This window comes from Nocardioides sp. cx-173 (assembly GCF_021117365.1).
GTDB lineage: Bacteria > Actinomycetota > Actinomycetes > Propionibacteriales > Nocardioidaceae > Nocardioides.
The window spans coordinates 804,214-825,428 of sequence record NZ_CP088262.1 but is presented as its reverse complement, the minus strand read 5'-3'; the positions used below and the strand labels follow the sequence as shown (position 1 = coordinate 825,428).

The 21,215-nt window shown below is 72.7% G+C and carries 22 protein-coding genes; 7 read left to right on the top strand and 15 right to left on the bottom strand.

Translation table 11 applies throughout. The features are described from left to right. Positions 1-8 precede the first annotated feature (8 nt). Positions 9-905 (bottom strand): mycothiol conjugate amidase Mca, encoded by an 897-nt coding sequence (gene mca / locus LQ940_RS03855; RefSeq protein ID WP_231243249.1) that lies wholly within the window; start codon positions 903-905, stop codon positions 9-11. Between the two features lie 29 nt (positions 906-934). On the opposite strand from mca, the gene LQ940_RS03850 reads away from it, so the two are divergent. Then, positions 935-1,351 carry a DUF4307 domain-containing protein gene (locus tag LQ940_RS03850; RefSeq protein ID WP_231243248.1) on the top strand — a complete coding sequence of 139 codons (417 nt, stop codon included), beginning with the start codon at positions 935-937 and terminating at the stop codon, positions 1,349-1,351. Between the two features lie 145 nt (positions 1,352-1,496). Beyond that, positions 1,497-2,000: a transcription elongation factor GreA gene (gene greA / locus LQ940_RS03845; protein WP_231243247.1), complete on the top strand. Its 504-nt coding sequence runs from the start codon at positions 1,497-1,499 to the stop codon at positions 1,998-2,000. A gap of 4 nt (positions 2,001-2,004) precedes the next feature. Here greA and ilvA read toward each other — a convergent pair whose 3' ends face one another. Genes ilvA through LQ940_RS03825 form a run of 4 tightly spaced genes read right to left on the bottom strand, consistent with a single transcriptional unit; the run spans position 2,005 to position 7,127 of the window. Next, positions 2,005-3,210, bottom strand: coding sequence for a threonine ammonia-lyase (gene ilvA / locus LQ940_RS03840; RefSeq protein ID WP_231243246.1), 1,206 nt, complete (start codon positions 3,208-3,210; stop codon positions 2,005-2,007). Then, positions 3,203-4,567 (bottom strand): AI-2E family transporter, encoded by a 1,365-nt coding sequence (locus LQ940_RS03835; RefSeq protein WP_231243245.1) that lies wholly within the window; start codon positions 4,565-4,567, stop codon positions 3,203-3,205. The genes ilvA and LQ940_RS03835 overlap by 8 nt, the downstream gene beginning before the upstream one ends. A 9-nt stretch (positions 4,568-4,576) precedes the next feature. Continuing rightward, on the bottom strand, positions 4,577-5,965 hold the full coding sequence (locus LQ940_RS03830; RefSeq protein WP_231243244.1) for a glutamate mutase L: 1,389 nt from the start codon (positions 5,963-5,965) through the stop codon (positions 4,577-4,579). Next, entirely contained in the window at positions 5,958-7,127 is a 1,170-nt protein-coding gene (locus LQ940_RS03825; protein ID WP_231243243.1) for a cystathionine gamma-synthase, read from the bottom strand. The genes LQ940_RS03830 and LQ940_RS03825 overlap by 8 nt, the downstream gene beginning before the upstream one ends. A gap of 131 nt (positions 7,128-7,258) precedes the next feature. Between LQ940_RS03825 and msrA the strand changes: the two genes are divergently transcribed. Together msrA and LQ940_RS03815 are read left to right on the top strand one after the other, a co-directional pair. Further along, on the top strand, positions 7,259-7,906 hold the full coding sequence (gene msrA / locus LQ940_RS03820) for a peptide-methionine (S)-S-oxide reductase MsrA (RefSeq protein ID WP_231243242.1): 648 nt from the start codon (positions 7,259-7,261) through the stop codon (positions 7,904-7,906). Positions 7,907-7,982: 76 nt separating this feature from the next. Next, the gene (locus tag LQ940_RS03815; RefSeq protein ID WP_231243241.1) at positions 7,983-8,399 is read left to right on the top strand and encodes a VOC family protein; all 417 of its coding nucleotides are present in this window, start codon (positions 7,983-7,985) and stop codon (positions 8,397-8,399) included. Positions 8,400-8,476: 77 nt separating this feature from the next. Here the strand turns inward: LQ940_RS03815 and LQ940_RS03810 are convergent, their stop codons facing one another. Further along, positions 8,477-9,763 (bottom strand): HNH endonuclease signature motif containing protein, encoded by a 1,287-nt coding sequence (locus LQ940_RS03810; RefSeq protein ID WP_231243240.1) that lies wholly within the window; start codon positions 9,761-9,763, stop codon positions 8,477-8,479. 651 nt (positions 9,764-10,414) lie between these two features. Between LQ940_RS03810 and LQ940_RS03805 the strand changes: the two genes are divergently transcribed. Continuing rightward, entirely contained in the window at positions 10,415-11,755 is a 1,341-nt protein-coding gene (locus tag LQ940_RS03805; RefSeq protein WP_231243239.1) for an ABC1 kinase family protein, read from the top strand. 3 nt (positions 11,756-11,758) lie between these two features. Here LQ940_RS03805 and LQ940_RS03800 read toward each other — a convergent pair whose 3' ends face one another. Genes LQ940_RS03800 through LQ940_RS03775 form a run of 6 tightly spaced genes read right to left on the bottom strand, consistent with a single transcriptional unit; the run spans position 11,759 to position 15,380 of the window. Continuing rightward, positions 11,759-12,280 carry a DinB family protein gene (locus LQ940_RS03800; protein WP_231243238.1) on the bottom strand — a complete coding sequence of 174 codons (522 nt, stop codon included), beginning with the start codon at positions 12,278-12,280 and terminating at the stop codon, positions 11,759-11,761. A 9-nt stretch (positions 12,281-12,289) separates the two neighbouring features. Then, complete coding sequence (locus LQ940_RS03795) at positions 12,290-13,009, bottom strand: VOC family protein (RefSeq protein ID WP_231243237.1); 720 nt, start codon at positions 13,007-13,009, stop codon at positions 12,290-12,292. After that, positions 13,006-13,638, bottom strand: a complete 633-nt coding sequence (locus LQ940_RS03790; protein ID WP_231243236.1) for a YigZ family protein — start codon at positions 13,636-13,638, stop codon at positions 13,006-13,008. The genes LQ940_RS03795 and LQ940_RS03790 overlap by 4 nt, the downstream gene beginning before the upstream one ends. After that, positions 13,635-14,414: a sulfite exporter TauE/SafE family protein gene (locus LQ940_RS03785; RefSeq protein WP_231243235.1), complete on the bottom strand. Its 780-nt coding sequence runs from the start codon at positions 14,412-14,414 to the stop codon at positions 13,635-13,637. The genes LQ940_RS03790 and LQ940_RS03785 overlap by 4 nt, the downstream gene beginning before the upstream one ends. Positions 14,415-14,427: 13 nt before the next feature. Beyond that, positions 14,428-14,733, bottom strand: a complete 306-nt coding sequence (locus tag LQ940_RS03780; RefSeq protein WP_231243234.1) for an AzlD domain-containing protein — start codon at positions 14,731-14,733, stop codon at positions 14,428-14,430. Continuing rightward, a complete protein-coding gene (locus tag LQ940_RS03775; RefSeq protein WP_231243233.1) occupies positions 14,730-15,380 on the bottom strand; it encodes an AzlC family ABC transporter permease in 651 nt (216 codons plus the stop codon). Before LQ940_RS03775 ends, LQ940_RS03780 begins: the two co-directional genes overlap by 4 nt. Before the next feature lie 23 nt (positions 15,381-15,403). Between LQ940_RS03775 and LQ940_RS03770 the strand changes: the two genes are divergently transcribed. Further along, complete coding sequence (locus tag LQ940_RS03770) at positions 15,404-16,255, top strand: ABC transporter substrate-binding protein (RefSeq protein WP_231243232.1); 852 nt, start codon at positions 15,404-15,406, stop codon at positions 16,253-16,255. A gap of 7 nt (positions 16,256-16,262) precedes the next feature. On the opposite strand, the gene LQ940_RS03765 is transcribed toward LQ940_RS03770, so the two are convergent. Beyond that, complete coding sequence (locus tag LQ940_RS03765) at positions 16,263-18,305, bottom strand: vWA domain-containing protein (RefSeq protein WP_231243231.1); 2,043 nt, start codon at positions 18,303-18,305, stop codon at positions 16,263-16,265. Next, positions 18,298-19,692 carry a sigma 54-interacting transcriptional regulator gene (locus LQ940_RS03760; protein WP_231243230.1) on the bottom strand — a complete coding sequence of 465 codons (1,395 nt, stop codon included), beginning with the start codon at positions 19,690-19,692 and terminating at the stop codon, positions 18,298-18,300. The genes LQ940_RS03765 and LQ940_RS03760 overlap by 8 nt, the downstream gene beginning before the upstream one ends. 74 nt (positions 19,693-19,766) lie before the next feature. Here LQ940_RS03760 and LQ940_RS03755 point away from each other — a divergent pair, with 74 nt between their 5' ends. Continuing rightward, positions 19,767-20,129: a YchJ family protein gene (locus tag LQ940_RS03755; RefSeq protein ID WP_231243229.1), complete on the top strand. Its 363-nt coding sequence runs from the start codon at positions 19,767-19,769 to the stop codon at positions 20,127-20,129. A 4-nt stretch (positions 20,130-20,133) separates the two neighbouring features. On the opposite strand, the gene LQ940_RS03750 is transcribed toward LQ940_RS03755, so the two are convergent. Then, a complete protein-coding gene (locus tag LQ940_RS03750) occupies positions 20,134-21,111 on the bottom strand; it encodes an AraC family transcriptional regulator (RefSeq protein WP_231243228.1) in 978 nt (325 codons plus the stop codon). Between the last annotated feature and the right edge of the window lie 104 nt (positions 21,112-21,215).

Below are 21,215 nucleotides of genomic sequence, written 5' to 3'. Positions count from 1 at the left end.
ACAGTCTCTCAGGAAGGGTCGGTGATCCCGGCGAACAGGTCGTCCTCGGGGATGGTGGACGGGACGTGGCTCACGACGAGCTCGAAGTCCTCGGTGGGCCAGATCCGCTCCTGCAGCTCGCGCGGCACCGCGAACCAGAAGCCGTCGGGGTCGATCTGGGTCGCGTGCGCCAGCAGCGCCTGGTCGCGGACGCCGAAGTAGTCCCCGCACGGCACCTTGGTGGTGACCCGGGCGTCCCACTCCGGCTCCTCCTTCCACTCCTTGAGCCGCTCGCCCCAGGGCGACTCCAGGCCGTGCTCGAGCATCGCGTCGTGCAGCCGCTGCATCCGCTCGCGGTTGAAGGAGTGGTGGTAGTAGAGCTTCAGCGGCTGCCAGGGCTCCCCCGCGTCGGGGAACCGCTCGGGGTCGCCGGCGGCCTCGAACGCCGCGACGCTCACCTCGTGGCAACGCACGTGGTCGGGGTGCGGGTAGCCCCCGCGCTCGTCGTAGGTCGTCATCACGTGCGGGCGGAACGACCGGATCAGCGCGACCAGCCGCTCGGTGGCCTCCTCGAGCGGGACCAGCGCGAAGCAGCCCTCGGGCAGCGGCGGCTTGGGATCGCCCTCGGGCCAGCCGGAGTCGACGAAGCCCAGCCAGTCCTGGGTGATGCCGAGGATGTCGCGGGCCCGCTCCATCTCCTGACGGCGGACCTCGGTGATGTTCTCGAGGATGTCGGGGCGGTCCATCTTGGGGTTGAGGATCGAGCCGCGCTCGCCGCCGGTGCAGGTGACGACGTGCACGTCGACGCCCTCGGCGACGTACTTGGCCGTGGACGCCGCGCCCTTGCTGGACTCGTCGTCGGGGTGGGCGTGCACGTGCATGAGTCGGAGGCCCGCGCGGGGGCCGGCGGGAGGGTGCTGCGGCATCCCTCCATCGTAGGTGTCACCCTGGTGAGGTGAGCTCGCAGCATGCCCCGACGATCCCCACCGACCGGTACGGCGCACCGGCCCCCTGGCGCCGGCGCGCACTGCTGTCCGGTGTGGTGGCCCTGGTCGTCGCCTTCCTCGGCTGGCTGGTCTGGACGACGGTCGTGCACGCCGCGCCGCCGGTCGACTCCGACCTGATCAGCTTCGACGTGGTCGACGAGCACACCGCCGTCGCGGTCGTCCACGTGGAGCTGGCCGACGACGCCGTCGACCCGTCCTGCCTGCTGCGGGCCTACGCCGAGGACCACAGCGTCGTCGGGGAGCTGTCGTTCACGCCCGAGCCGGGCGACGGCGAGCGCATCGAGCAGACCATCCGCACCGAGCGGCGCGCCACCTCGGTCGAATCCGTCGGGTGCACCGCGGAGGGCCAGTCGCGTCCTCGCTGACCTGCGGAAACGTCGTTTCGCTCGGCTGTTTGTATACTCGTGAGTCTGACCGTCCCGCTGGGCCGACAGGCCCGCGACGCCGACGACCGGCCGCAGGTCCTCGCACCCACACTTCCTCACCACGCAGCAGTACAGGAGTACCCCGATGACGCAGCAGACCCAGCAGGGCACGATCTGGCTCACCCAGGACGCCTTCGACAAGCTGACGGCCGAGCTCGCCAACCTCAAGGGACCTGTGCGCGAGGACGTCATCGCGCGCATCAGCGCGGCCCGCGACGAGGGCGACCTCAAGGAGAACGGCGGCTACCACGCCGCCCGCGAGGAGCAGGGCAAGCTCGAGGGCCGCATCCGCCAGCTCGAGGACATGCTCCGCCGCGCCGAGGTCGGCGAGACCCCTCCCGACGACGGCGTCGTCGAGCCCGGCATGGTCGTGACCTACCGCTTCGTGGGCGACTCCGACGACGAGACCGAGACCTTCCTGCTCGGCGCGCGCGAGATCGAGCCCGAGGGCCTCACGGCGTACTCCCCGCAGTCCCCGCTGGGCTCGGCCATCAACGGCAAGAAGCGCGGCGAGACCGTCTCCTACGAGGCGCCCAACGGCAAGATGCTCGAGGTCGTCATCGTCGACGCCAAGCCCTACACCGGCTGAGGCGTCACTCGAAGATCCGGTAGCCGCACTGGCGTAGGCGGGTCAGCACCTTCTCGGCGTGCGGCTCGCCGCGGGTCTCGAGCTGGAGGTGGACCTCCACCTCGTCGAGGTGCAGCGCGGGCGAGATCCGCTCGTGCACGACCTCCAGGACGTTGGCGCCCGCGTCTCCGACCTCGGCCAGCAGGCGGGCCAGGCCGCCGGGGGTGTCGGGGATGTTGACGCGCAGGTTGAGGTAGCGGCCCGCCGCCGCCATGCCGTGCCGGATCACCTTGCCCAGCAGCAGCGGGTCGATGTTGCCGCCCGACAGCACGGCGACCGCGGGCGTGCGGAACGCCGACGGCTGGTCGAGCATCGCGGCCACCGCCGCGGCGCCGGCCGGCTCCACGACCATCTTGGCCCGCTCCACCAGCGCGAGCAGGGCCCGTGACATCGACTCCTCAGAGACGGTCACGATGTCGTCGACGTGGTCGCGCACCGCGGCGAAGGTGATCTCGCCGGGCAGCCCGACGGCGATCCCGTCCGCCATGGTCTGCATCGAGGAGAGCGCCACCGGGCGGCCCTGCTGCAGCGAGTCGGGGTACGCCGCCGCGCCGGCCGCCTGCACGCCGACCACGCGGACGTCGGGGCGCACCGCCTTGACCGCGACCGCGATGCCGGCGAGCAGACCGCCGCCCCCGGTCGGCACCAGCACGGTCTGCAGGTCCGGGGCCTGCTCGACGATCTCCAGGCCGCAGGTGCCTTGGCCGGCCACGACGTCGGCGTGGTCGAAGGGGTGGATCAGGACCGCCCCGGTCTCGGCCGCGAACCGGCGGGCCGCGACCAGCGCGTCCTCCAGGTAGCGGCCCTCGAACACCACGTCGGCGCCGTACCCGCGCGTCGCCTTCTCCTTGGGGATCGGCGCCCCCTCGGGCATGAAGACGGTCGCTTGGATCCCCAGGAGCTGGGCCGCCAGCGCGACGCCCTGCGCGTGGTTGCCGGCGGACGCGGCGACGACGCCGCGGGCGCGCTCCTCGGCGGAGAGTCCCGAGATCCGCACGTAGGCGCCGCGGGCCTTGAACGAGCCGGTGCGCTGGAGGTTCTCGCACTTGAGCGAGACCGGGCCGCCGACCAGCGCGGAGAGCCAGCGCGACTCCTCCATCGGCGTCGTGATCGCGACGCCGTCGAGCACCGCGCGCGCGGCCTCGATGTCGGCGAGCGTGACCTCATCCATCGACCGGGTCCTCCACCGGGACCGTGGACCCGGTCTCCTCGTAGTCCTCCTCGAGCTCCTCCACAGGGTCGTCGCCGACCTGGGTGTTGGACGCCAGGTGCTGGATGACGGCGTTGGCCGCGGCGGCGAGCGGTACGGCGACCAGCGCACCCGCGACGCCGCCCACGATGACGCCGGCGCCCAGCGCGAAGATCACGCCGAGCGGATGCACCGAGACCCAGCGGCCCATGAGGAACGGCTGGAGGATGTGCCCCTCGATCTGCTGCACGCCGATGACGACCGCGAGCATGAGCAGCGCGGTGAGGGGGTCCTGGGCGACCAGCGCGACGAGCACCGCCACGGCGCCGGCGACGGTGGCGCCGACCAGCGGGATGAACGCGCCGAGGAAGACCAGGACGCCGATCGGCAGCACGAACGGGACCTGCAGCACCGCCGCGCCGATCATGATGCCGCCCGCGTCGACGAGCGCGACCAGCACGGTCGCCCGTACGAACTGCGTCAGCGAGATCCAGGCGACCCGGCCCGAGCCGTCGACGTGGTGGCGCGCGGCCCGGGGCGCGAGCCGGACGAACCAGGCCCAGATGCGCTCGCCGTCGGCCAGGAAGAAGTAGGTCGCGAAGAGGACGATGAAGAACCCGGCGAAGACGTGGCCCAGCGTCGCGCCCAGCGAGGTGACCTGGCCGACGAACTCGCCGTTCTGCGTCCGCTCGGTGATCGCCTCCTGCGCCTGCCCGATCCAGTCGTTGATCTGGGAGTCGGAGGCGTTGAGCGGCCCGTCCTTGAGCCACTCGCGGATCCGCTCCAGGCCGTCGACCGTGGAGTCCGCGAGGTCGGTGGCGCCGTTGGCGACCTGCTGGCCGGCGAAGGTGAGCAGGGCGCCGACCAGGGCGATCCCGCCCAGGACGACCAGGATCGAGGCCAGCCCGCGGGGGAAGCCGTGGCGGGCCAGCCACCCGACCACCGGCGCGACCAGGGCCGAGATCAGCAACGCGACCGCGACCGGCAGCACGATGACCGAGAAGAACGCGATCGTCTTCACCAGCACCAGCCCGGCGGCGACGATGACCAGGAAGCGCCAGCCCCAGGCGGCGGCGAGGTCGACGCCCCACGGGACCTGGGCCCGGCTGAAGTTGGAAGGTCCGGCGACGATCGGCTCCGGCTCGCTACGGCGCTCGCCGCGCATCAGCGCCCACTGGTGGGCGAGGCGTTGGGTGATGCGCTCCTCGTGGGCGCGGGCCTCCGCCTCGCGGTGGGAGCGGGTGCGGCGCAGGGGCAGGCGCAGGCGGGAGCCGGAGGGCGCCTCGGGCGGGCTCTCGTCGTCCGGCGCGCCCGACTGCGGCTGCTCGTCGTTGGTCACGCGGTCACCCTAGACGCGCCCGGCGGCGAGCAGGCGCCGCGCGAGCCGGTGAGCCGTGTCGAGGTCCTCCGGGGCCAGCAACCCCACGGCCGCCAGCAGGTACTGGGTGTCCACGACGACCGGTGCCCGCTCGGGCAGCTGCCAACCGCCCTCGAGGTCGGCCCCGACGCTGCCCGCGAGCACCCGCTCGCTCACGCCGTCGCGACCATGGCGCAGGACGCCGCCGGACCCGACCACCAGATCGACCGCGCGCAGGTCCTTGCCGGTGCGCTCGACGACGCGACCCTCGGGCGAGACCACGACCCGGGAGCGGCCGGCGTGTCGGCGCAGCGCGAGGCCGACGGCGGCGCGGGCGATCGCCTCGTCGTCGTCGAGGTCGGCCGCGTCGGCCGGAAGGAAGCCGGGGTCGTCGGTGCGCGCGCGGGCGGCGTCGGCGAGCTCGGGCAGGTTCGCCGCCTCGACCGTGCTCTGCGCCGACCAGCGCATCCCCAGGTCTCCCTCGACAGTACGGGTGACGCGGGTCGTGGCGACGACCTCGCGCGACAGGCCCGAGTCCTCGGGATCGAGCTCCACGACGGAGTGGACGTCGGTGGTGGCGCCGCCGACGTCGACGACCACGACGTCGCCCGCGCCGGGCCGCTCGGCGTCCAGGCCGTCGGCGAGCAGCTCGACGCCGGTGAGCACGACGTCGGGGGTCGCGCCGCGGACCATCGCGAGGAAGTCGGCGCGCGGGCTCAGGTGCTTGCCGCCGATGACGTGGGTCAGGAACATCTCGCGGATCGCGGCCCGCGCGCTGTCGGGGGCGAGGACCCCGATGCGGGGCACGACGTTGTCGGCCAGCACGTGGGGCACGTCGCCGAGCACCGCGCTCACCTCCGCCTGCGCGTCCGCGTTGCCCGCGACCACGACGGGGCCGTCCCAGCCGCTGGCGACCAGATCCCGCGCCGCCTGCAGCAGCACCTCGCTGTTGCCGCCGTCGGTGCCGCCGGTGAGCAGGAGGACGTCCGGTGCCGCGTCCCGCAGCGCGCGGTACGGCGCGGCGTCGCCCGCCTGCGCAGCCGCCGCCAGCACCGCCACCACCTTGCCGCCGCTGGAGAGCGCGACCCGGCGCCCGGCCTCCGCGGTGACCAGCTCCTCGTTGCCGATCACCGCGATCCGCAGGCCGCCGCCCGCGCTGGAGCAGGCCAGCACCTCGGCCCCGGCAGCGCGGGGGTCGGCCTCGGTCAGCGCGGCCAGGCAGGCGTCGTACCCGTCGAGGATGTCGCCGTGCCCGTCCACGGGCAGCGTCGTGGGGTGCTCCGCGGCGGCGACGATGCGGGCCTCGGCGAGGTCGACCAGGGAGGCCTTGGTGAACGTCGAGCCGAAGTCGACGCAGATCGCGACCTGCGGGTCAGCCACCGGACAGTGCGGCGTCGAGATCGGCCAGCAGGTCGTCGGCCGTCTCGATGCCGACGCTCAGGCGGATCAGGTCGGCCGGCACCTCCAGGTCCGTGCCGGCCACGCTGGCGTGGGTCATCCGGCCGGGGTGCTCGATCAGCGACTCGACCCCGCCCAGCGACTCGCCCAGCGTGAACACCTCGGCCCGGTCGCAGACCGCCAGCGCGTGCTCCTCCCCGCCGGTGACGCGGAACGACACCATGCCGCCGTAGCGCTTCATCTGGCGGCTCGCGACGGCGTGACCGGGGTGGTCCTCGAGGCCGGGATAGATGACCTGTTCGACCGCGGGGTGCGCTGCGAGGAACTCCACGACGCGCTCGGCGTTGTCGCAGTGCCGGTCCATGCGCACGCCCAGGGTCTTGATGCCGCGGTGGGTGAGGAACGCGTCGAACGGGCCGGGCACGGCGCCGATGGCGTTCTGGTGGTAGCCGACCGCCTCGGCGAGCGCGAGGTCGCGTACGACGACGGCGCCGCCGACCACGTCGGAGTGGCCGCCGACGTACTTGGTGGTCGAGTGGACCACGACGTCCGCGCCGAGGGTGAGCGGCTGCTGCAGGTACGGCGAGGCGAAGGTGTTGTCGACGACGAGCAGCGCGCCCGCGTCGTGGGCGACCGCGGCCAGCGCCTCGATGTCGCCGATGTTGAGCAGCGGGTTGGTGGGCGTCTCGACCCACACGAGCTTGGTCTCACCCGGCCGGATGGCCGCCCGCACCGCGTCGACGTCGGAGACGGCCGCGGTGCTGTGGGTCAGGCCCCACGCCTGCTCGACCTTGTCGAAGAGCCGGTGGGTGCCGCCATAGGCGTCGTCGGGGATGACGACGTGGTCTCCGGGGCGGCACAGCGCCCGGACGACGGTGTGCTCGCCGGCCAGGCCGGAGGCGAACGCGAAGGCCCGCTCACCCTCCTCCAGCGCCGCCAGGGCGCCCTCGAGGGCGGTGCGCGTGGGGTTGCCCGAGCGGCTGTACTCGTAGCCGCCGCGCAGCCCGCCGACGCCGTCCTGCTTGTACGTCGAGGTCGCGTAGATCGGCGCGATCACGGCGCCGGTCGCCGGGTCCGGCTCGTAGCCGGCGTGGATCGCGCGCGTCTCGAATCCGGACTTGTTCCTGTGCTGCTGTTCGCTCACCCGACGAGCGTACTCAGGCAGCGGCCCGGGGTGATGACCCGGAGCCGCCTCGTCATGGGGGCACCAGCCAGGCGGGAACGAACCCCTCCTTGCCGGTGTTGAGACACTGGAAGCCCACCGAAGGAGTCACCTTGTTCTTCTCCCGCACCAAGACCGAGCTCGTCGACGCCGAGGAGGCCCTGCCCGGCCGCAGCGAGCGCAACTTCCCTCTGGCCGAGAAGCACCTGGTCCTCGGCACGCCGCTGGTCACCGACGAGGCCCCCGCCGGCTACGAGGTCGCGATCTTCGGCCTCGGCTGCTTCTGGGGCGCCGAGGAGGTCTACTGGCAGCTGCCCGGCGTGTGGTCCACGTCCGTCGGCTACGCGGGCGGCCACACCCCGCACCCGTCGTACGAGGAGGTCTGCTCGGGCCGCACCGCCCACACCGAGGCCGTCCGAGTCGTCTACGACCCGGCTCGCATCTCCTACGCCGACCTGGTCAAGCGCTTCTTCGAGGTCCACGACCCCACCCAGGGGATGCGCCAGGGCAACGACGTCGGCACCCAGTACCGCTCCGCGATCTACTTCACGACCCCCGAGCAGGAGGCCGTGGCCAAGGAGCTGACCGAGGTGTACGGCGCCGAGCTCGCCCGCCGCGGCCTGGGCGAGATCACCACCGAGGTGCGCGAGGCCCCGACGTACTACTACGCCGAGGACGCGCACCAGCAGTACCTGGCGAAGAACCCGAACGGCTACCGCTGCCACGCCAACACCGGGGTGAAGTTCCCCGAGACCGCCTGAGCGGCGTCTCGCGTCCTGCGGCATGCCCGGCGCCCAGCGAGGTACTGGCGGTCCCGGAGATCACGGAGGTCATCACATGGCGGAGTTCCCCCAGCTGCTGCACACCGTCCTGGACACGACCGAGCCGCGGCGGCTCGCGGAGTTCTACCGCGAGCTGCTCGGGCTCGGCTACCGCTCGGGCGACGAGCCGCCCACCGACGGCTCCCCCGACGACGCCGACTGGCTGGTGCTGGTCCGGCCGGAGGACGACGCGCGGGTGCTCGCCTTCCAGCTGGTCGAGCGGCTGACCCCGACGACGTGGCCCGACCACGACGTACCGATGCAGCTGCACCTGGACTTCACCGTCACGGGCGCCGCTGAGCTCGAGCGGCAGCGCGAGCGGGCCCTCGCGCTGGGGGCTCGGCAGCTCGTCGACCGCAGCGAGGACCCCGACGAGCCGCTGTACGTCTTCGCCGACCCGGCCGGGCATCCGTTCTGCATCTTCGTGGGTTGAGCTACGGCAGCGGCCGTCGGCAACTCCTCACGGAGCAGGCATGCCGGTGGCCCCGCGGGTGGCGGGGTGTGGGGCGCTCAGGGTCTCTGGCGTGGGACCGGCTCGGTGCCGGTGTGGTCGCAGCGGTAGGTGTGCCCGCGGGGTGAGTGCCACAGGTAGCTGCCACGGTCCAGGACGTCGTAGGACCAACCGCCGTGGGTCTTCAGGCGATGGTGCCCGCGACACAGAGGTGCGGAGTTGCAGGAGCAGGTCGGTCCGCCCTGGTTGTAGGGGGTGACGTGGTCGTGGTCGCAGCGTTCGGCTGGTCGGGTGCACCAGGGGAACACGCAGTGGTGATCGACCAGGTCGTCCTGCTCGACGAGGCGGGTCGGGTGCTCGTAGCCGGCGACGTGAATGTGCTCGGCGAGGTCCCGCACGGGCTTGACGTTGATGACCGTGGTGCCGGGTGCCCCACACCACTCGCGGATGGTCTCGACGAGCACCGGCTTGCGGCCGCATCTGCCGACGGTGGCGTTCGGGTCGCCGAACACCCCAGCCTGGTGGATGTGCAGGTCGATCACCCGGGTGATCTTGATGCTCTCGGTGGTTGAGGAAGGACGAAGTCCTGTCTCGAAACCACCGCCGCGGTCCTGGTCACCGAACGGCAGCGTGTCCTGCCCGCGCGCCAGATCGCCGGCGGCCTGGGCGCGCCGTACGTCCAGCGACTCGCTCGACCCCGCGGCTTTCCGGTCCGCCGCGAGCCGGCTGATCGCGGCATCGAGGTCCAATGCGTCCTGCGCATCCAAAGTCCCGGACACCTCGATGGTGCCCTCGAGGGTCAGGTCGTCCTTGTGCACGTCGAGCTTGCGTCCGTCGGCGGCTTGGCGGCGGAGCTTCTCGGCCTGCTCGGGGTCGAACCTGGCGATCGCGGTGGTGATCTGGCGTTCGACCTCGGCGTAGGAGACCTTGTGCGCGCAGTAGCCCACCCGGGCGTCGACGAACGCCGCGCCGGCAAGGGGCAGGCACATGGTGTGCTCGGCGATCCACCGGGCTTTCCAGAACCCGAGCTGACCGGCTTCGACGCGGGCCCAGATCCGTGGGAGGCGGTACTTGATCTCGAGGGCGGCGCCGATGTACCGCTTGGCGGAGTCGGTCGACATGCCCAGGGCGGCGCCGAGCTCCATGACCGCGAACTCGCTGACCATGGGTGCCCCGGGTCCGGCCAGGGGAATGCCGTGGTCCCCGAACGCGGCGTCGGCTTCGTCGTCGGTGGCGTGAAGGGCGCACCAGTCCACCGCGGCGTGCAGGCGCCGGACCTCGGCCGCGACCGCGGCCTGGGTCTCGTCGCGCATGACCTGCAGCAGGTCGGCGGGGGTGCTGGTCATAGGACTACTCAAGCACCCGCCACCGACAGTCGAAGGGCCGAGAATCCCCTTTATCCACAGGGCTCTGAGAACTTTCTCAACCCGTCGGTGGTCGAGGTGTGAAGGCGTGCAAAGCCCCTTCGGTGGTCGAGGTGCGAAGGCGTGCAACGCCTGAGCCTCGAGACCCCCGCCACCGACGCCGTACCCCACGCTGCTTCTCGCCTCACCGGGTCTCGAGGCTCGTCGCTGACGCTCCTCACACCTCGACCACCGGAAAGACGCGGCCCGTTCGGTGGTCGAGGTGCGAAGGCGCCCTGGCGCCTGAGCCTCGAGACCCCCGCCACCCAACCGCCGCACCCCCAGGCTGCTTCGCGCCTCACCGGGTCTCGAGGCTCGTCGCTGACGCTCCTCACACCTCGACCACCGACAGGCCTCGGTGGTCGAGGTGCGAAGGCGCCCTGGCGCCTGAGCCTCGAGACCCCCGCCGGCGACCTGGCCGCCGTACCCCCCGGCTACTTCTCGACTCACCGGGTCTCGAGGCTCGTCCCTTCGAGGCTCGCTGCGCTCGCACCTCAGGACTAGCGCTGGCGCTCCTCGCACCTCGACCACCGAGAGGGGCACCTCGACCACTGAAAGCCGCGGGGATGCGGGGGGTCCTGGAACAATGGGGGCATGGTGGACCTTCCCCGCAGGGCGGCGGCGCGTACGGCGCGGCTGGCGGCGCTGCCGTTGGGGTACGCCGGTCGCAGCGCGATGGGCCTGGGGCGGAGGCTGGGCGGGGCGCCGGCGGAGCAGGTGCTGGACGAGATCCAGCAGCGCACCGCGGAGCAGCTCTTCCGCACGCTGGGGGAGCTCAAGGGCGGGGCGATGAAGTTCGGGCAGGCGCTCTCGATCTTCGAGGCGGCCCTACCCGAGGAGCTGGCCGGCCCCTACCGAGAGCAGCTGACCCGGCTGCAGGACTCGGCGCCGCCGATGCCGACCCAGACCGTGCGCGAGATCCTCAGCCGCGACCTGGGGCCGGACTGGAAGGACAAGCTGGTCTGGCTCGACGGTGGGCCGAGCGCGGCCGCGTCGATCGGACAGGTGCACAAGGGGCGCTGGCACGACGGGCGCGAGGTCGCGGTGAAGGTGCAGTACCCCGGGGCCGGCGATGCGCTGCGCTCCGACCTGCGCCAGCTCTCCCGCCTGGCGCGGACGATCGGGCCGCTCTTCCCCGGGGTCGACATCAAGCCGCTCGTCGAGGAGGTCCAGGCGCGCGCCGAGGACGAGCTCGACTACCTCCTGGAGGCCGAGGCCCAGCGTGCCTTCGCCGAGGTCTTCCGCGACGACCCGGACATCGTCGTACCCGACGTGGTCGACGTCGGGGAGACGGTCCTCGTCACCGAGTGGCTCGACTCCGAGTCCTCCCTGGCCCGGATCATCCGCGAGGGCACCGTCGAGGAGCGCAACCACTACGGCGAGCTGATGGTGCGCTTCCTCTTCGAGGGCCCGAGCCGCACCGGCATGCTGCACGCGGACCCGCACCCGGGCAACTACCGGATCATCCCGGGCAAGAAGGGCAAACCCGGACGGCTGGGGGTGCTGGACTTCGGCGCGGTCGCGCGGCTGCCCGGCGGGCGCTTCCCCGAGGTGATGGGCCGGCTGATCCGCCTGACGGCGCTGGCGGACAAGGAGCCGCTCATCGAGGAGCTGCGCCGCGAGGGGTTCATCAAGGACCGGATCGACGTCGACCCCGACCTGCTGGTCGACTACCTCGCGCCGCTGGTGGAGCCGACGATGGTCGAGCGCTTCCAGTTCACCCGGGAGTGGATGCGCGAGCAGTTCCAGCGCATCAACAACCCGCGCGAGCCCGGCTACACGGTCGCCGTCAAGCTCAACCTGCCGCCGTCGTACATGCTCATCCACCGCACCTGGATCGGCGGGATCGGCGTGCTCAGCCAGCTCGAGGCGGAGGCGCCGTTCCGCCAGATCCTCATCGACTACCTGCCGGGCTTCGCCGATCCCGAGGCCTGAGGCCTACTCACCCACCGCGCCGTCGACCGCCTGCCGGATCAGGTCGGCATGGCCGTTGTGCCGCGCGTACTCCTCGATCATGTGGAGCACGATCCAGCGCAGGTTGTAGTAGCCGCCGGTGCGGCGGTTGGGCCGGACGGCCACGGCGTCGAGGCTCTCGTAGGCGGCGATGACGGCGTCGGCCCGGGCGACCTCGGCGTCGAAGAGGTCGCGCAGCTGGGCGGGGGTGTCGTTCGTGGCGCTGTGCCAGTCCCAGTCCTCGTCGGCGGCCCAGTCGACCGAGGCCCACGGCTCGTCGGTGTGGCCGGCCATGACGGAGCGGAACCACCAGTTCTCGACGTAGGCGAGGTGCTTCAGCAGGCCGCCCAGGGTGAGCTCGGAGGGCGGGTGCGGGATGTCCAGCTGCGCCGCGTCGAGGCCGGCGGTCTTGATCCGCAGCGTGTCGCGGTGGTAGTCGAGGTAGGCCAGGAGGGTCGTGCGCTCGTCGGCGTCGGTGGGCGGGAAGCGTCGCTGCTGGCGGTCCATGTGCTGAACCTAGGGGGTGCGGTCGGTGATGCAGTAGACTCCGCCGGCGGGCGGCTGCAGCACCGTCCACCGCCCGCGGATCGACACCGCCAGGGCGCCCAGTGCCTCATGCCGTGTGGTCTCGGCGGCGCGGTCGGTGGTCGACAGGTCGAGGTGCGCGCTCACCTGCTCCTGCTCGGCCCGCAGCTTCTGGAACAACACGCGCAGCGGCGCCCCGGACGGGCGGGCCAGGCTGTCGAACTCCTCGTTCTCGTGCGGCTCGAAGGCCCAGCCGGTGAGGGCCGTCCAGAACTCGGTCTCCCGCACGTACGCCGACGGGGGCACGTCCAGACAGACCTGGTCGACCGCGGAGCGGTGGGCGCCCCAGTCGGCCGGCGGGGCGCGCCGCGCGCCGGCGTGCCCGACGAGGCAGTGGGTCAGGCCGCCGGGAGACGACAGCACGACGTAGCCGTGCTCGCTGCGGTGGAGGACCGTGGCCCCCAGCCGCTCCGCCCGTAGGGCGGCCTGGTCGGGGTCGGGCACGTGCACGTCGAGGTGGAGCCGGCGCGGTCCCTCCCCCAGGCGCTGCAGCTTCAGGTGGACGTCGCCGTCGGGCGGCACCAGGCTGACGAACTCCCCGGACGGCCCGCGCGGCGGCGAGACGGCGTAGCCGGTCACCCCGGCCCAGAACGCGGTCGCCCCGTCCACCTCGTCGGCGGGCAGGTCGAGGAACGCCGTGAGCCACGTCACACTCCCATGCTATCGACCCACCGATCCCCCACCGGCTCGGCGAGACCCGCCCCGGACGTCAGCTCCGCCACGGCCGCGTGCAGCCGCTCCACGTCGTCGGGGGGCGCCCCGAGCAGCAGCGACACCGTGGCGCCGTACGTCGCGTCGAGCACCACGAACCCCCGGCTGCGCAGCTCGCTCTCGACCCGTCCGGCGTCGGCGTGCCCGACCTCGAGCGCCAGCTCCCGGACCAGGTCGCGGCGGAGCGTTCCGGCGACCTCGAGCCCCGCGCGCACGGCGTCGCCGTAGGCGCGGACCAGGCCGCCGGCGCCCAGCAGCGTGCCGCCGAACCAGCGGGTCACGACCGCCACCACGTCGCTGACCCCCTGACCGCGCAGGACCTCCAGCATCGGCGCCCCCGCCGTGCCGGACGGCTCGCCGTCGTCGCTGGACCGCTCGACCGCCCCGCCTGGCCCGAGGACGAAGGCCGAGCAGTGGTGGCGAGCGTCGTGGTGCTCGCTGCGCAGCCCCGCGACGACCGCGCGCGCGGCCTCCTCGGTCTCGACCCGCGCCAGCGTGCAGAGGAAGCGCGAGCGGCGCACCTCGATCTCGGCCTGCGCGTCGCGGGCGATCGTGAGGTAGCTGGTCACCACAGGCCGACCAGCCCCCCGCCGATGCGGATGACGAACCCGGACACGACCACGATGAAGAACGCCCGGACGAACCCCGCGCCGCGCGCGACCGCCGTACGGGCGCCGAGGTAGCCGCCGACCAGGTTGGCCACGCCGAGCACGAGACCGATCTTCCAGAGCATGACGCCCTGGGGGACGAAGACCACCAGGGCGCCGAGGTTGGTGGCCCAGTTGGCCAGGCGGGCCTTGGCGGAGCCCTCCAGGAACGAGTAGCCGAGCAGGCCGACCAGGGTGAACACGAAGAAGCTGCCGGTGCCCGGGCCCAGCGCGCCGTCGTAGAAGCCGATCACGAAGCCGATGGCCATCGCGGCGACCGTGTGCCGGCGCCCGGCGAAGCGCAGGGCGGTCCGGCCGCCGAGCCCCGGCTTGAGCACGACGTAGGCCCCGACGGCGACCAGGACGACGAGGACGATCGGGTCGAACGCCGAGCGCGGGATCAGGAACGCGATCCCGGCGCCGCTGGCCGAGCCGAGGAACGCCAGGAGCATCAGCGGCAGGAACGTGCGCGGGTCCGGCTTGATCCGGCGGTAGTACGTCGCCGAGCTGACGGTGGTGCCGCAGAACGACGCCAGCTTGTTGGTGGCGAGGATCTGCACCGGGGTCGCGTCCGGGAGGCCCAGCAGCAGGGCGGGCAGCTGCACCAGGCCGCCACCGCCCACGACCGCGTCGACGTAGCCCGCCACGAGCGCCGCGAGCCCGAGCAGCGCGAGCACCGTCAGGGTCGGGTCGTCCACGCGAACACCGTAGTCAGGCCAGGGCGCGGACCAGCGCGGTCACCCCGGCCGCGACGAGGACGGCGAGCACCAAGGGGCAGCGGCGCCACAGCAGCAGCGCGCCGGCGGCGACGCCCACCACACTGGCATCCACGGTGATCCGGCGCCCGTCGGACAGGGTCGAGGTCACGACGAGCGCGGTGAGCAGGACCGGCGGCATCAGGGCCACGACCCCCATGGCCCGGGCCGGCAGCTCGCGCCCGCCGAGCAGGACCGGTCCCGCCGCCTTGATCACCGCGGTGAGCACGGCCATCCCACCGATGAGCAGCCAGACGGTCATCGGCGCAGCCCCACCAGCGCGGCGGCGGACGCCGCCAGGATCGGGATCCCCGGCGGCGTGAACGGCACCAGCGCCAGCGCGATCAGGGCGCCCGTGAGCGCCACCGGGCGCGCGCGGGGGTTGCGCAGCTCGGCGAGCAGCAGGCCGGCGAAGAAGGTCGGGAAGATCGCGTCCAGCCCGAAGCGGTCGGTGTCGCCGAGCAGGTCGCCCGCGAAGGCGCCGACCACGGTGCCGGAGACCCACCCGACGTACTGCGGCACGGTGGAGCCGATCAGCTGCCACCGGTCGAAGGTCCCGTCGCCCTGGTTGGCGAGCGCCCACGACGGGTCGACGACCGCCTGGGCCTCGACGGCCCGGCGCAGCGGTCCCCCGGTCAGGGACGGCGCGATCGCGATGCCCATGGCCAGGAAACGGGCGTTCATGAGGCTTCCGGCGAGGACGCCGGGCAGCGCGCCGCCGCCTGCGTCCACGATGGAGAGCCCCGCGAACTGCGCCGAGCCGGCGTGGACGACCGCCGACATCACGATCGCCTGGAGCGGCGTGAAGCCCGAGCGCACCGCCAGCACGCCGAACGACAGCGAGATCAGGAAGCCGGCCAGGGAGAAGGGCACACCCAGGCGCACCCCCCGACGAAACGCCTCGTTCACGCGCCCAACCCTAGGGTGGATGCGTGCGCATCGTGTCGCTGTTGCCCGCCACTACCGAGATCCTCTTCGCCCTGGGCGCGGGGGACGCTGTGGTCGGCGTGACCTTTGAGTGCGACTTCCCACGCGAGGCCCGGACGCGTCGGGTCGTGTCGAGCTCCGCGATGCCGGCGGGCCTGACCCCGGCGGAGATCGACGCGTTCGTGTCGGAGGCGGTGGCGCGCGGGGAGGACCTGTACCGCCTCGACGCGGGCGCCCTCGCCGGCCTGGACGCCGACCTGGTCGTCACCCAGGACCTGTGCGCGGTCTGCGCGGTCGACGTCTCGGTCGTGGACGACGCGCTCGCGCACCTGGGCTGTACGGCGGACGTGCTGACGCACGACCCGCACACGCTGGAGGACGTGCTCGACTCGGTCCTGGTGCTCGGCAAGGCCACCGGCCACGAGGGCGAGGCCGACGCGCTGGTCACGTCGCTGCGAGACCGGCTGGCGGCGGTGCGCGCCGGCGTACCCGCCGGGCCGCGACCGCGCGTCGCCCTGCTGGAGTGGACCGACCCGCCGTTCGCTCCGGGCCACTGGATCCCGGAGATGATCGAGGCCGCGGGTGGCGAGGTCGCCCTCGGCACCGCGGGGGCGAATTCCGTGCGCGTCACCTGGCAGGCCGTCCACGACGCCCGCCCCGACGTCGTCATCGTCGCGCCCTGCGGCTACGACCTCGACGGAGCCCAGGCCCTCGCCGACGAGCTGGTCACCAGGGGCGTCCTGCCGCCCGGCGTACCCGTGCACGCCGTCGACGCCGACGCCTCTTGGGCGCGCCCGGCCCCGCGACTGGTCGACGGCGTCGAGGAGCTCGCCCGACTGCTCCGCGCACCCCACTGACGATGGATCAGCCGCCGGCCCAGAAGCCGCGGCCGCCGAACCAGTCGCCGTAGGCACCGCGCAGGTCGCCCATGGGGCTGCTGCCGCCCTGGCGGGAGCCGAGGTAGGAGCCCACGACCGCGGCGCCGAGGTCGTCGAGCTCGGGGGCCACCACGCTGCCGTCGACGCGCTTGGCCATGGAGTCGATGAATCGAGCCAGGCCGGGGTCCTCGCCGAGGCGGAAGAACGTCGTGTGGGCGCCCAGCCGGCCGGCGTTGTCGAGCTCGCGTACGGCGTACGCGACGGTCAGCGGGTGCGGGGGGTAGGAGAAGTAGACCTCGCCGTCGGCCTCCAGGTGGGAGGTCGGCTCGCCGTCGGTGACGATCAGCAGCACCGGCTGGGCGTTGGGGTGCTTGCGGAAGTGGCGGTTGGCCAGCAGCAGCGCGTGGTGCAGGTTGGTGCCCTTGTCCCACATCGCGTCGAGCGCCGTGAGCTCCTCGATGTCCATCACCTGCGCGTGCCGCCCGAACGAGATCAGCTGCAGGGCGTCCCCGCGGAAGCGCGACTTGATCAGCGTGTGCAGCGCCAGCGCCGTGCGCTTCATCGGCACCCAGCGGCCGTCCATCGCCATCGAGAACGACGTGTCGACGAGCAGCGCCACGCAGGCCTGGGTGCGGGCCTCGGTCTCGGTGACCTCGACGTCGCCGATCTCGAGCCGGACGCCGTGGCTGGCGTCGCCGCCCTCGGAGACGGTGCGGATCACGGCGTTGGTGACGGTGCGGGTCACGTCCCAGGGCTCGGTGTCGCCGAAGGCCCACTCGCGGGTGCCGCCGGAGCGCTCGCCCGCGGCCCCGGCCTGGCGCAGGTCGCGCTGCCCCTGGCGCCCCGACATCTTGTCGGCGACGTCCTTGAGCAGCGCCTTGCCCAGCTGGCGCATCGCCTTGGGGGTGAGCTTGAGCTGGCCGCTGGAGTCGCGGCGCAGGGTGCCGCTGTCGCGCAGGGCGCGTTCGAGCTCCTTGAGGGTGCGCGCATCGACCGCCGCCTGGTCGCCGAGCTGACGGGACAGCTTGTCCAGGTCGACGTCGTCCATGCGGGCGCCGCCGTAGGACTGCGAGAGCTGCTCGGAGAGGGCGTCGAGGTCCGCCAGGTCCTGGAGTACGCCGGTCCCGTCGCCGAGGCCGAGCCCCTCCTCGCCTTCGAGCCGCTCGGAGCCGCCCCAGTCCTCGCCGGGACGCAGCGACTGGAGGTTGGCGTCGAGCTGCGCGAGCGACTGCATGAGCTCGGGCGAGCCGAACGCCTGCGCCGCCAGCGCGTCGAGCTCGTCGCGCTGCTCCTGGGTCATCGAGTTGCGCATCCGCTGGGCGGCGGCGGCCCGCTGGGCGAGGGCGTCGAGGAGCTCGTCGATGTTCTGCGGGTTCTCCGGGAAGAAGTCCCCGTGCTTGTCCATGAACTCGTCGAAGTCCGCGGTGGTGTCCTCGCCGCGGTGGTGCTTCTCCAGCAGGCCGTTGAGGTCCTGCAGCATCTCGTTGACCGCGGCGCGGTCCTCGTCGGTGGCGTTCTCGAGGGCCTGCTTCATCCCGGCGAAGCGCTGGTCGAGCATCTCGCGGCCGAGCAGGTCCTTGATCTTCTCGTAGTCCTCGCGGGCCTCGCGGCTCTGCCACTGGTAGTCGGAGAGCTCGCTGACCGCCGCGGAGGTGGAGTCGGGGAGGTTCTCCAGGCGCATCTCGGCGAAGGCCCGCTCGGCGTCGTCCATCATCGCGTCCCGGGCGAGCTGCTTGCGCTCCTCGAGCACGGCGTGGTCGAGGAGCTCCTTGACCTCCTGCAGGGTGCCGTCCAGGTTGTGACGCTGGAGCAGGTCGCGGCGCCTCTCGGCCACGCGCCGGGCCAGGTCGTCCAGGCCCTGCTGGTCCTTGCCACCGCGGCGCAGGAACTCCCGCATGGCCCGCTCAGGGCTGTAGCCGGCCATCACGTCCTCGCCGATGGCGTCGAGCGCCTCGGCGAGGTCGACCGGCGGCGCGAGCGGGTCGCCGCCGTCGTAGCGCCGGAAGCGGCTGGCGCGGGACCTAGCCATAGACGGTCTCGGATCCGTCGGAGTCCTTGCCGATCCTGCGGGCGAGGTAGAGGCCCTCGAGGGCGAGCTCGATAGCGCCGGCGCGCTGGCCGTCGTTGGTGGCGTCGAGCCGGTCGCAGATGTCGTCGTAGAGCTCCGACTCCCCCAGCACCGGCAGCCCGGTCAGGAAGTCGCGGGCGGTGACCTGCTCGCCCGTGGTGACCATCGCGCCGGACTCGATCGCGTCGACCAGCAGCCCGAGGTCGAGGCCGCGGAAGTGGGCCCGGACGGTCTCGGCGGTGGCGGTGCGCAGCAGGTGCGTCAGGATCTCGTCCTCGCGGCCCTCCTCGCCCGACTCGAACTCGATCTTGCCGCCCAGGACGTCGACCGCGGTCTCCAGGTCGACGACGCGGGCCACGGCCGCGTCCTCGCCCCGGACGGTGGCGCGGTGGATCGCCGCGGCAGCGATGGTCTCGGCGCCGGCGATCGCGAAGCGGGCCGAGACGCCGCTGCGCTGGTCGACCGAGGACGACTCGCGCAGGTTGCGGGTGAAGCGGGCCAGGATCTCGACCAGGTAGTCCGGGACCTCGGCGACGAGGTCGGCCTCCTGCCGGATCACCGCGATCTCGGCGTCGAGCTCGTTCGGGTAGTGGGTGCGGATCTCGGCGCCGAACCGGTCCTTGAGCGGGGTGATGATCCGGCCGCGGTTGGTGTAGTCCTCGGGGTTGGCGCTGGCCACGACCAGGACGTCGAGCGGCAGCCGCAGGACGTAGCCGCGGATCTGGATGTCGCGCTCCTCCATCACGTTGAGCATCGCGACCTGGATGCGCTCGGCGAGGTCGGGGAGCTCGTTGATCGCGACGATGCCGCGGTGGCTGCGCGGGATCAGGCCGAAGTGGATGGTCTCGACGTCGCCGAGCGAGCGGCCCTCCGCCACCTTCATCGGGTCGACGTCGCCGATGAGGTCGGCGACCGAGGTGTCCGGCGTGGCCAGCTTCTCGGCGTACCGCTCGCTGCGATGGCGCCACGAGATGCGCAGGTCGTCGCCGTAGCTCGCCGCCGCCGCCTGGGAGGCGTGCGTGATCGGCTCGTAGGGGTGCTCGCCCAGCTCCGAGCCGGAGATGACCGGCGTCCACTCGTCCAGGAGGCCCGCGAGCGTACGCAGGATCCGGGTCTTGCCCTGGCCGCGCTCGCCGAGCAGCACCACGTCGTGGCCGGCGATGAGCGCCCGCTCGAGCTGCGGGATGACCGTGGTCTCGAAGCCGTGCAGGCCCGGCCACGGGTCGCGGCCCTCGGCGAGGGCGGCGAGGAGGTTGTCGCGGATCTCGGTGCGCAGCGTCTTGGCGACATGGCCGGACGCGCGCAGCTCGCCGACGGTGGAGATGGTCGGAGCCGTAGTGGAAGTCACACCTCAAACCTAACCACCTGCGCAATCCCGGTGCCGGGTCCAAGGCCTCTGGGCGCTGGCCTAGGGTGCCGTCCATGAGCCTGCAGCAGACGTGCCCCTGCGGCAGCGGCGCGACGTACGACGCCTGCTGCGGCCGCCTGCACCGCGGCTCGGCCACCGCGGTGTCCGCCGTGGAGCTGATGCGCGCACGCTACGCGGCCTACGCCGTCGACGACCTCGACTACGTCTTCCGGACGTGGCACCCGCGCACCCGCCCGGACGCCATCGAGCCGGACCCGGCGCTGACGTGGACCGGCCTGGAGATCGTCGACTCCGGCGAGGACTGGGTGGAGTTCGTGGCGTCGTACACGCGCGACGGGGTCGCCGGCGAGCGGCGCGAGCGAAGCACGTTCGAGCTGCGGCGCGGCGACTGGGTCTACGTCGGCGAGGACGCGTAGCGGCTCACGACCGGCGACTGGCGGTCGGTGTCTCGCCGAACCGCCTCTTGTACGCCTTGGCGAAGTGGCTGCCGTCGGCGAAGTGCCAGCGGCCGGCCAGCTCGGACACGGTCAGGCGCGTGGAGAGGAGCTCGGCCCGGGCGCGCTCGAGGCGCCGCCCGAGGACGTAGGCCATCACCGACGGCGCGGCCTCCTCGGCGAAGACCCGGTAAAGCGTGCGAGGAGACACGTGGAGCGCCTCCGCGATGGATCGGGGGTCGATGTCGGGATCGTGGAGCAGGCGGGCCTCGATCAGGCCCTTGGCCGCTTCCAGAAGCGCCGGAGCGAAGCTCGCGTCGTCGTTGACCTGGTCGTTCACCAGGCCCTGGAACAGCTCGACCGTGGCGTCGCGTGCCGCCGTCGTGGCGGCGAGCCCGAGGTCGCCCGAGACCTCTGCGAACAGACGCAGCTGGGCGAGGAGCAGCCGTGCGGCGGGAGCCGCCTGATCGGTGGCGACCAGGTCCGTCCCCGCCGGGAACCGGACCGCGCTGGCCGGCAGGACCACCGCGATCGCTCGCGTCCCGCGGGCGACCTCGAAGTCCCAGGGTCGCTCGTTGCGTCGCACGGCCAGCATCCCGGCTCCCACCCGGGACTCCTGGCCCCGGGATGCGAACCGCCACTCCCCGCTGAGGGTGACGTGGGTGACGACCTCGTCCCCGTAGTGCCCACCCTCGCCTCCGGTGCTCCCGGCGACCGCGTCGCTGTACTGGTCCTGGACCGGGAGGTCGAGCAGCTCGTAGGCGCGGATGCGGACCCGATAGGACCCTTCGCTGCGCCGCGGCAGCCTGAGCGGCGGCACCGGGAACGATGCGCCGGCCTGGCGTCGCCACTCCCTCAGCAATGCCTGGTTCCGGCGCTCGTCGGCATAGGGCACCGTGATGTCGAGGACGGGGCGCGAGGCACCGCCGACCCGCCAGCCCACGATGCCCTCGGCACGGTCCACCACGACAGGCTACGTGCGTCGAGAAGGGACGCAGCTGCGTGCGAGCGGCTCCGGATCCGGCGTGGCACGGAGGTACCGACCGGACGACCGGCTGGCACAAGACG

What these genes read in the sequence shown, in the direction of transcription:
- ilvA (WP_231243246.1), bottom strand. Translation starts at nt 3,210, where the DNA reads ATGGATGAGGTCACGCTCGCCGACATCGAGGCCGCGCGCGCGGTGCTC.
- greA (WP_231243247.1), top strand. Translation starts at nt 1,497, where the DNA reads ATGACGCAGCAGACCCAGCAGGGCACGATCTGGCTCACCCAGGACGCC.
- LQ940_RS03755 (WP_231243229.1), top strand. Translation starts at nt 19,767, where the DNA reads ATGAGCCTGCAGCAGACGTGCCCCTGCGGCAGCGGCGCGACGTACGAC.
- LQ940_RS03815 (WP_231243241.1), top strand. Translation starts at nt 7,983, where the DNA reads ATGGCGGAGTTCCCCCAGCTGCTGCACACCGTCCTGGACACGACCGAG.
- LQ940_RS03810 (WP_231243240.1), bottom strand. Translation starts at nt 9,763, where the DNA reads ATGACCAGCACCCCCGCCGACCTGCTGCAGGTCATGCGCGACGAGACC.
- LQ940_RS03805 (WP_231243239.1), top strand. Translation starts at nt 10,415, where the DNA reads ATGGTGGACCTTCCCCGCAGGGCGGCGGCGCGTACGGCGCGGCTGGCG.
- LQ940_RS03800 (WP_231243238.1), bottom strand. Translation starts at nt 12,280, where the DNA reads ATGGACCGCCAGCAGCGACGCTTCCCGCCCACCGACGCCGACGAGCGC.
- LQ940_RS03765 (WP_231243231.1), bottom strand. Translation starts at nt 18,305, where the DNA reads ATGGCTAGGTCCCGCGCCAGCCGCTTCCGGCGCTACGACGGCGGCGAC.
- mca (WP_231243249.1), bottom strand. Translation starts at nt 905, where the DNA reads ATGCCGCAGCACCCTCCCGCCGGCCCCCGCGCGGGCCTCCGACTCATG.
- LQ940_RS03780 (WP_231243234.1), bottom strand. Translation starts at nt 14,733, where the DNA reads ATGACCGTCTGGCTGCTCATCGGTGGGATGGCCGTGCTCACCGCGGTG.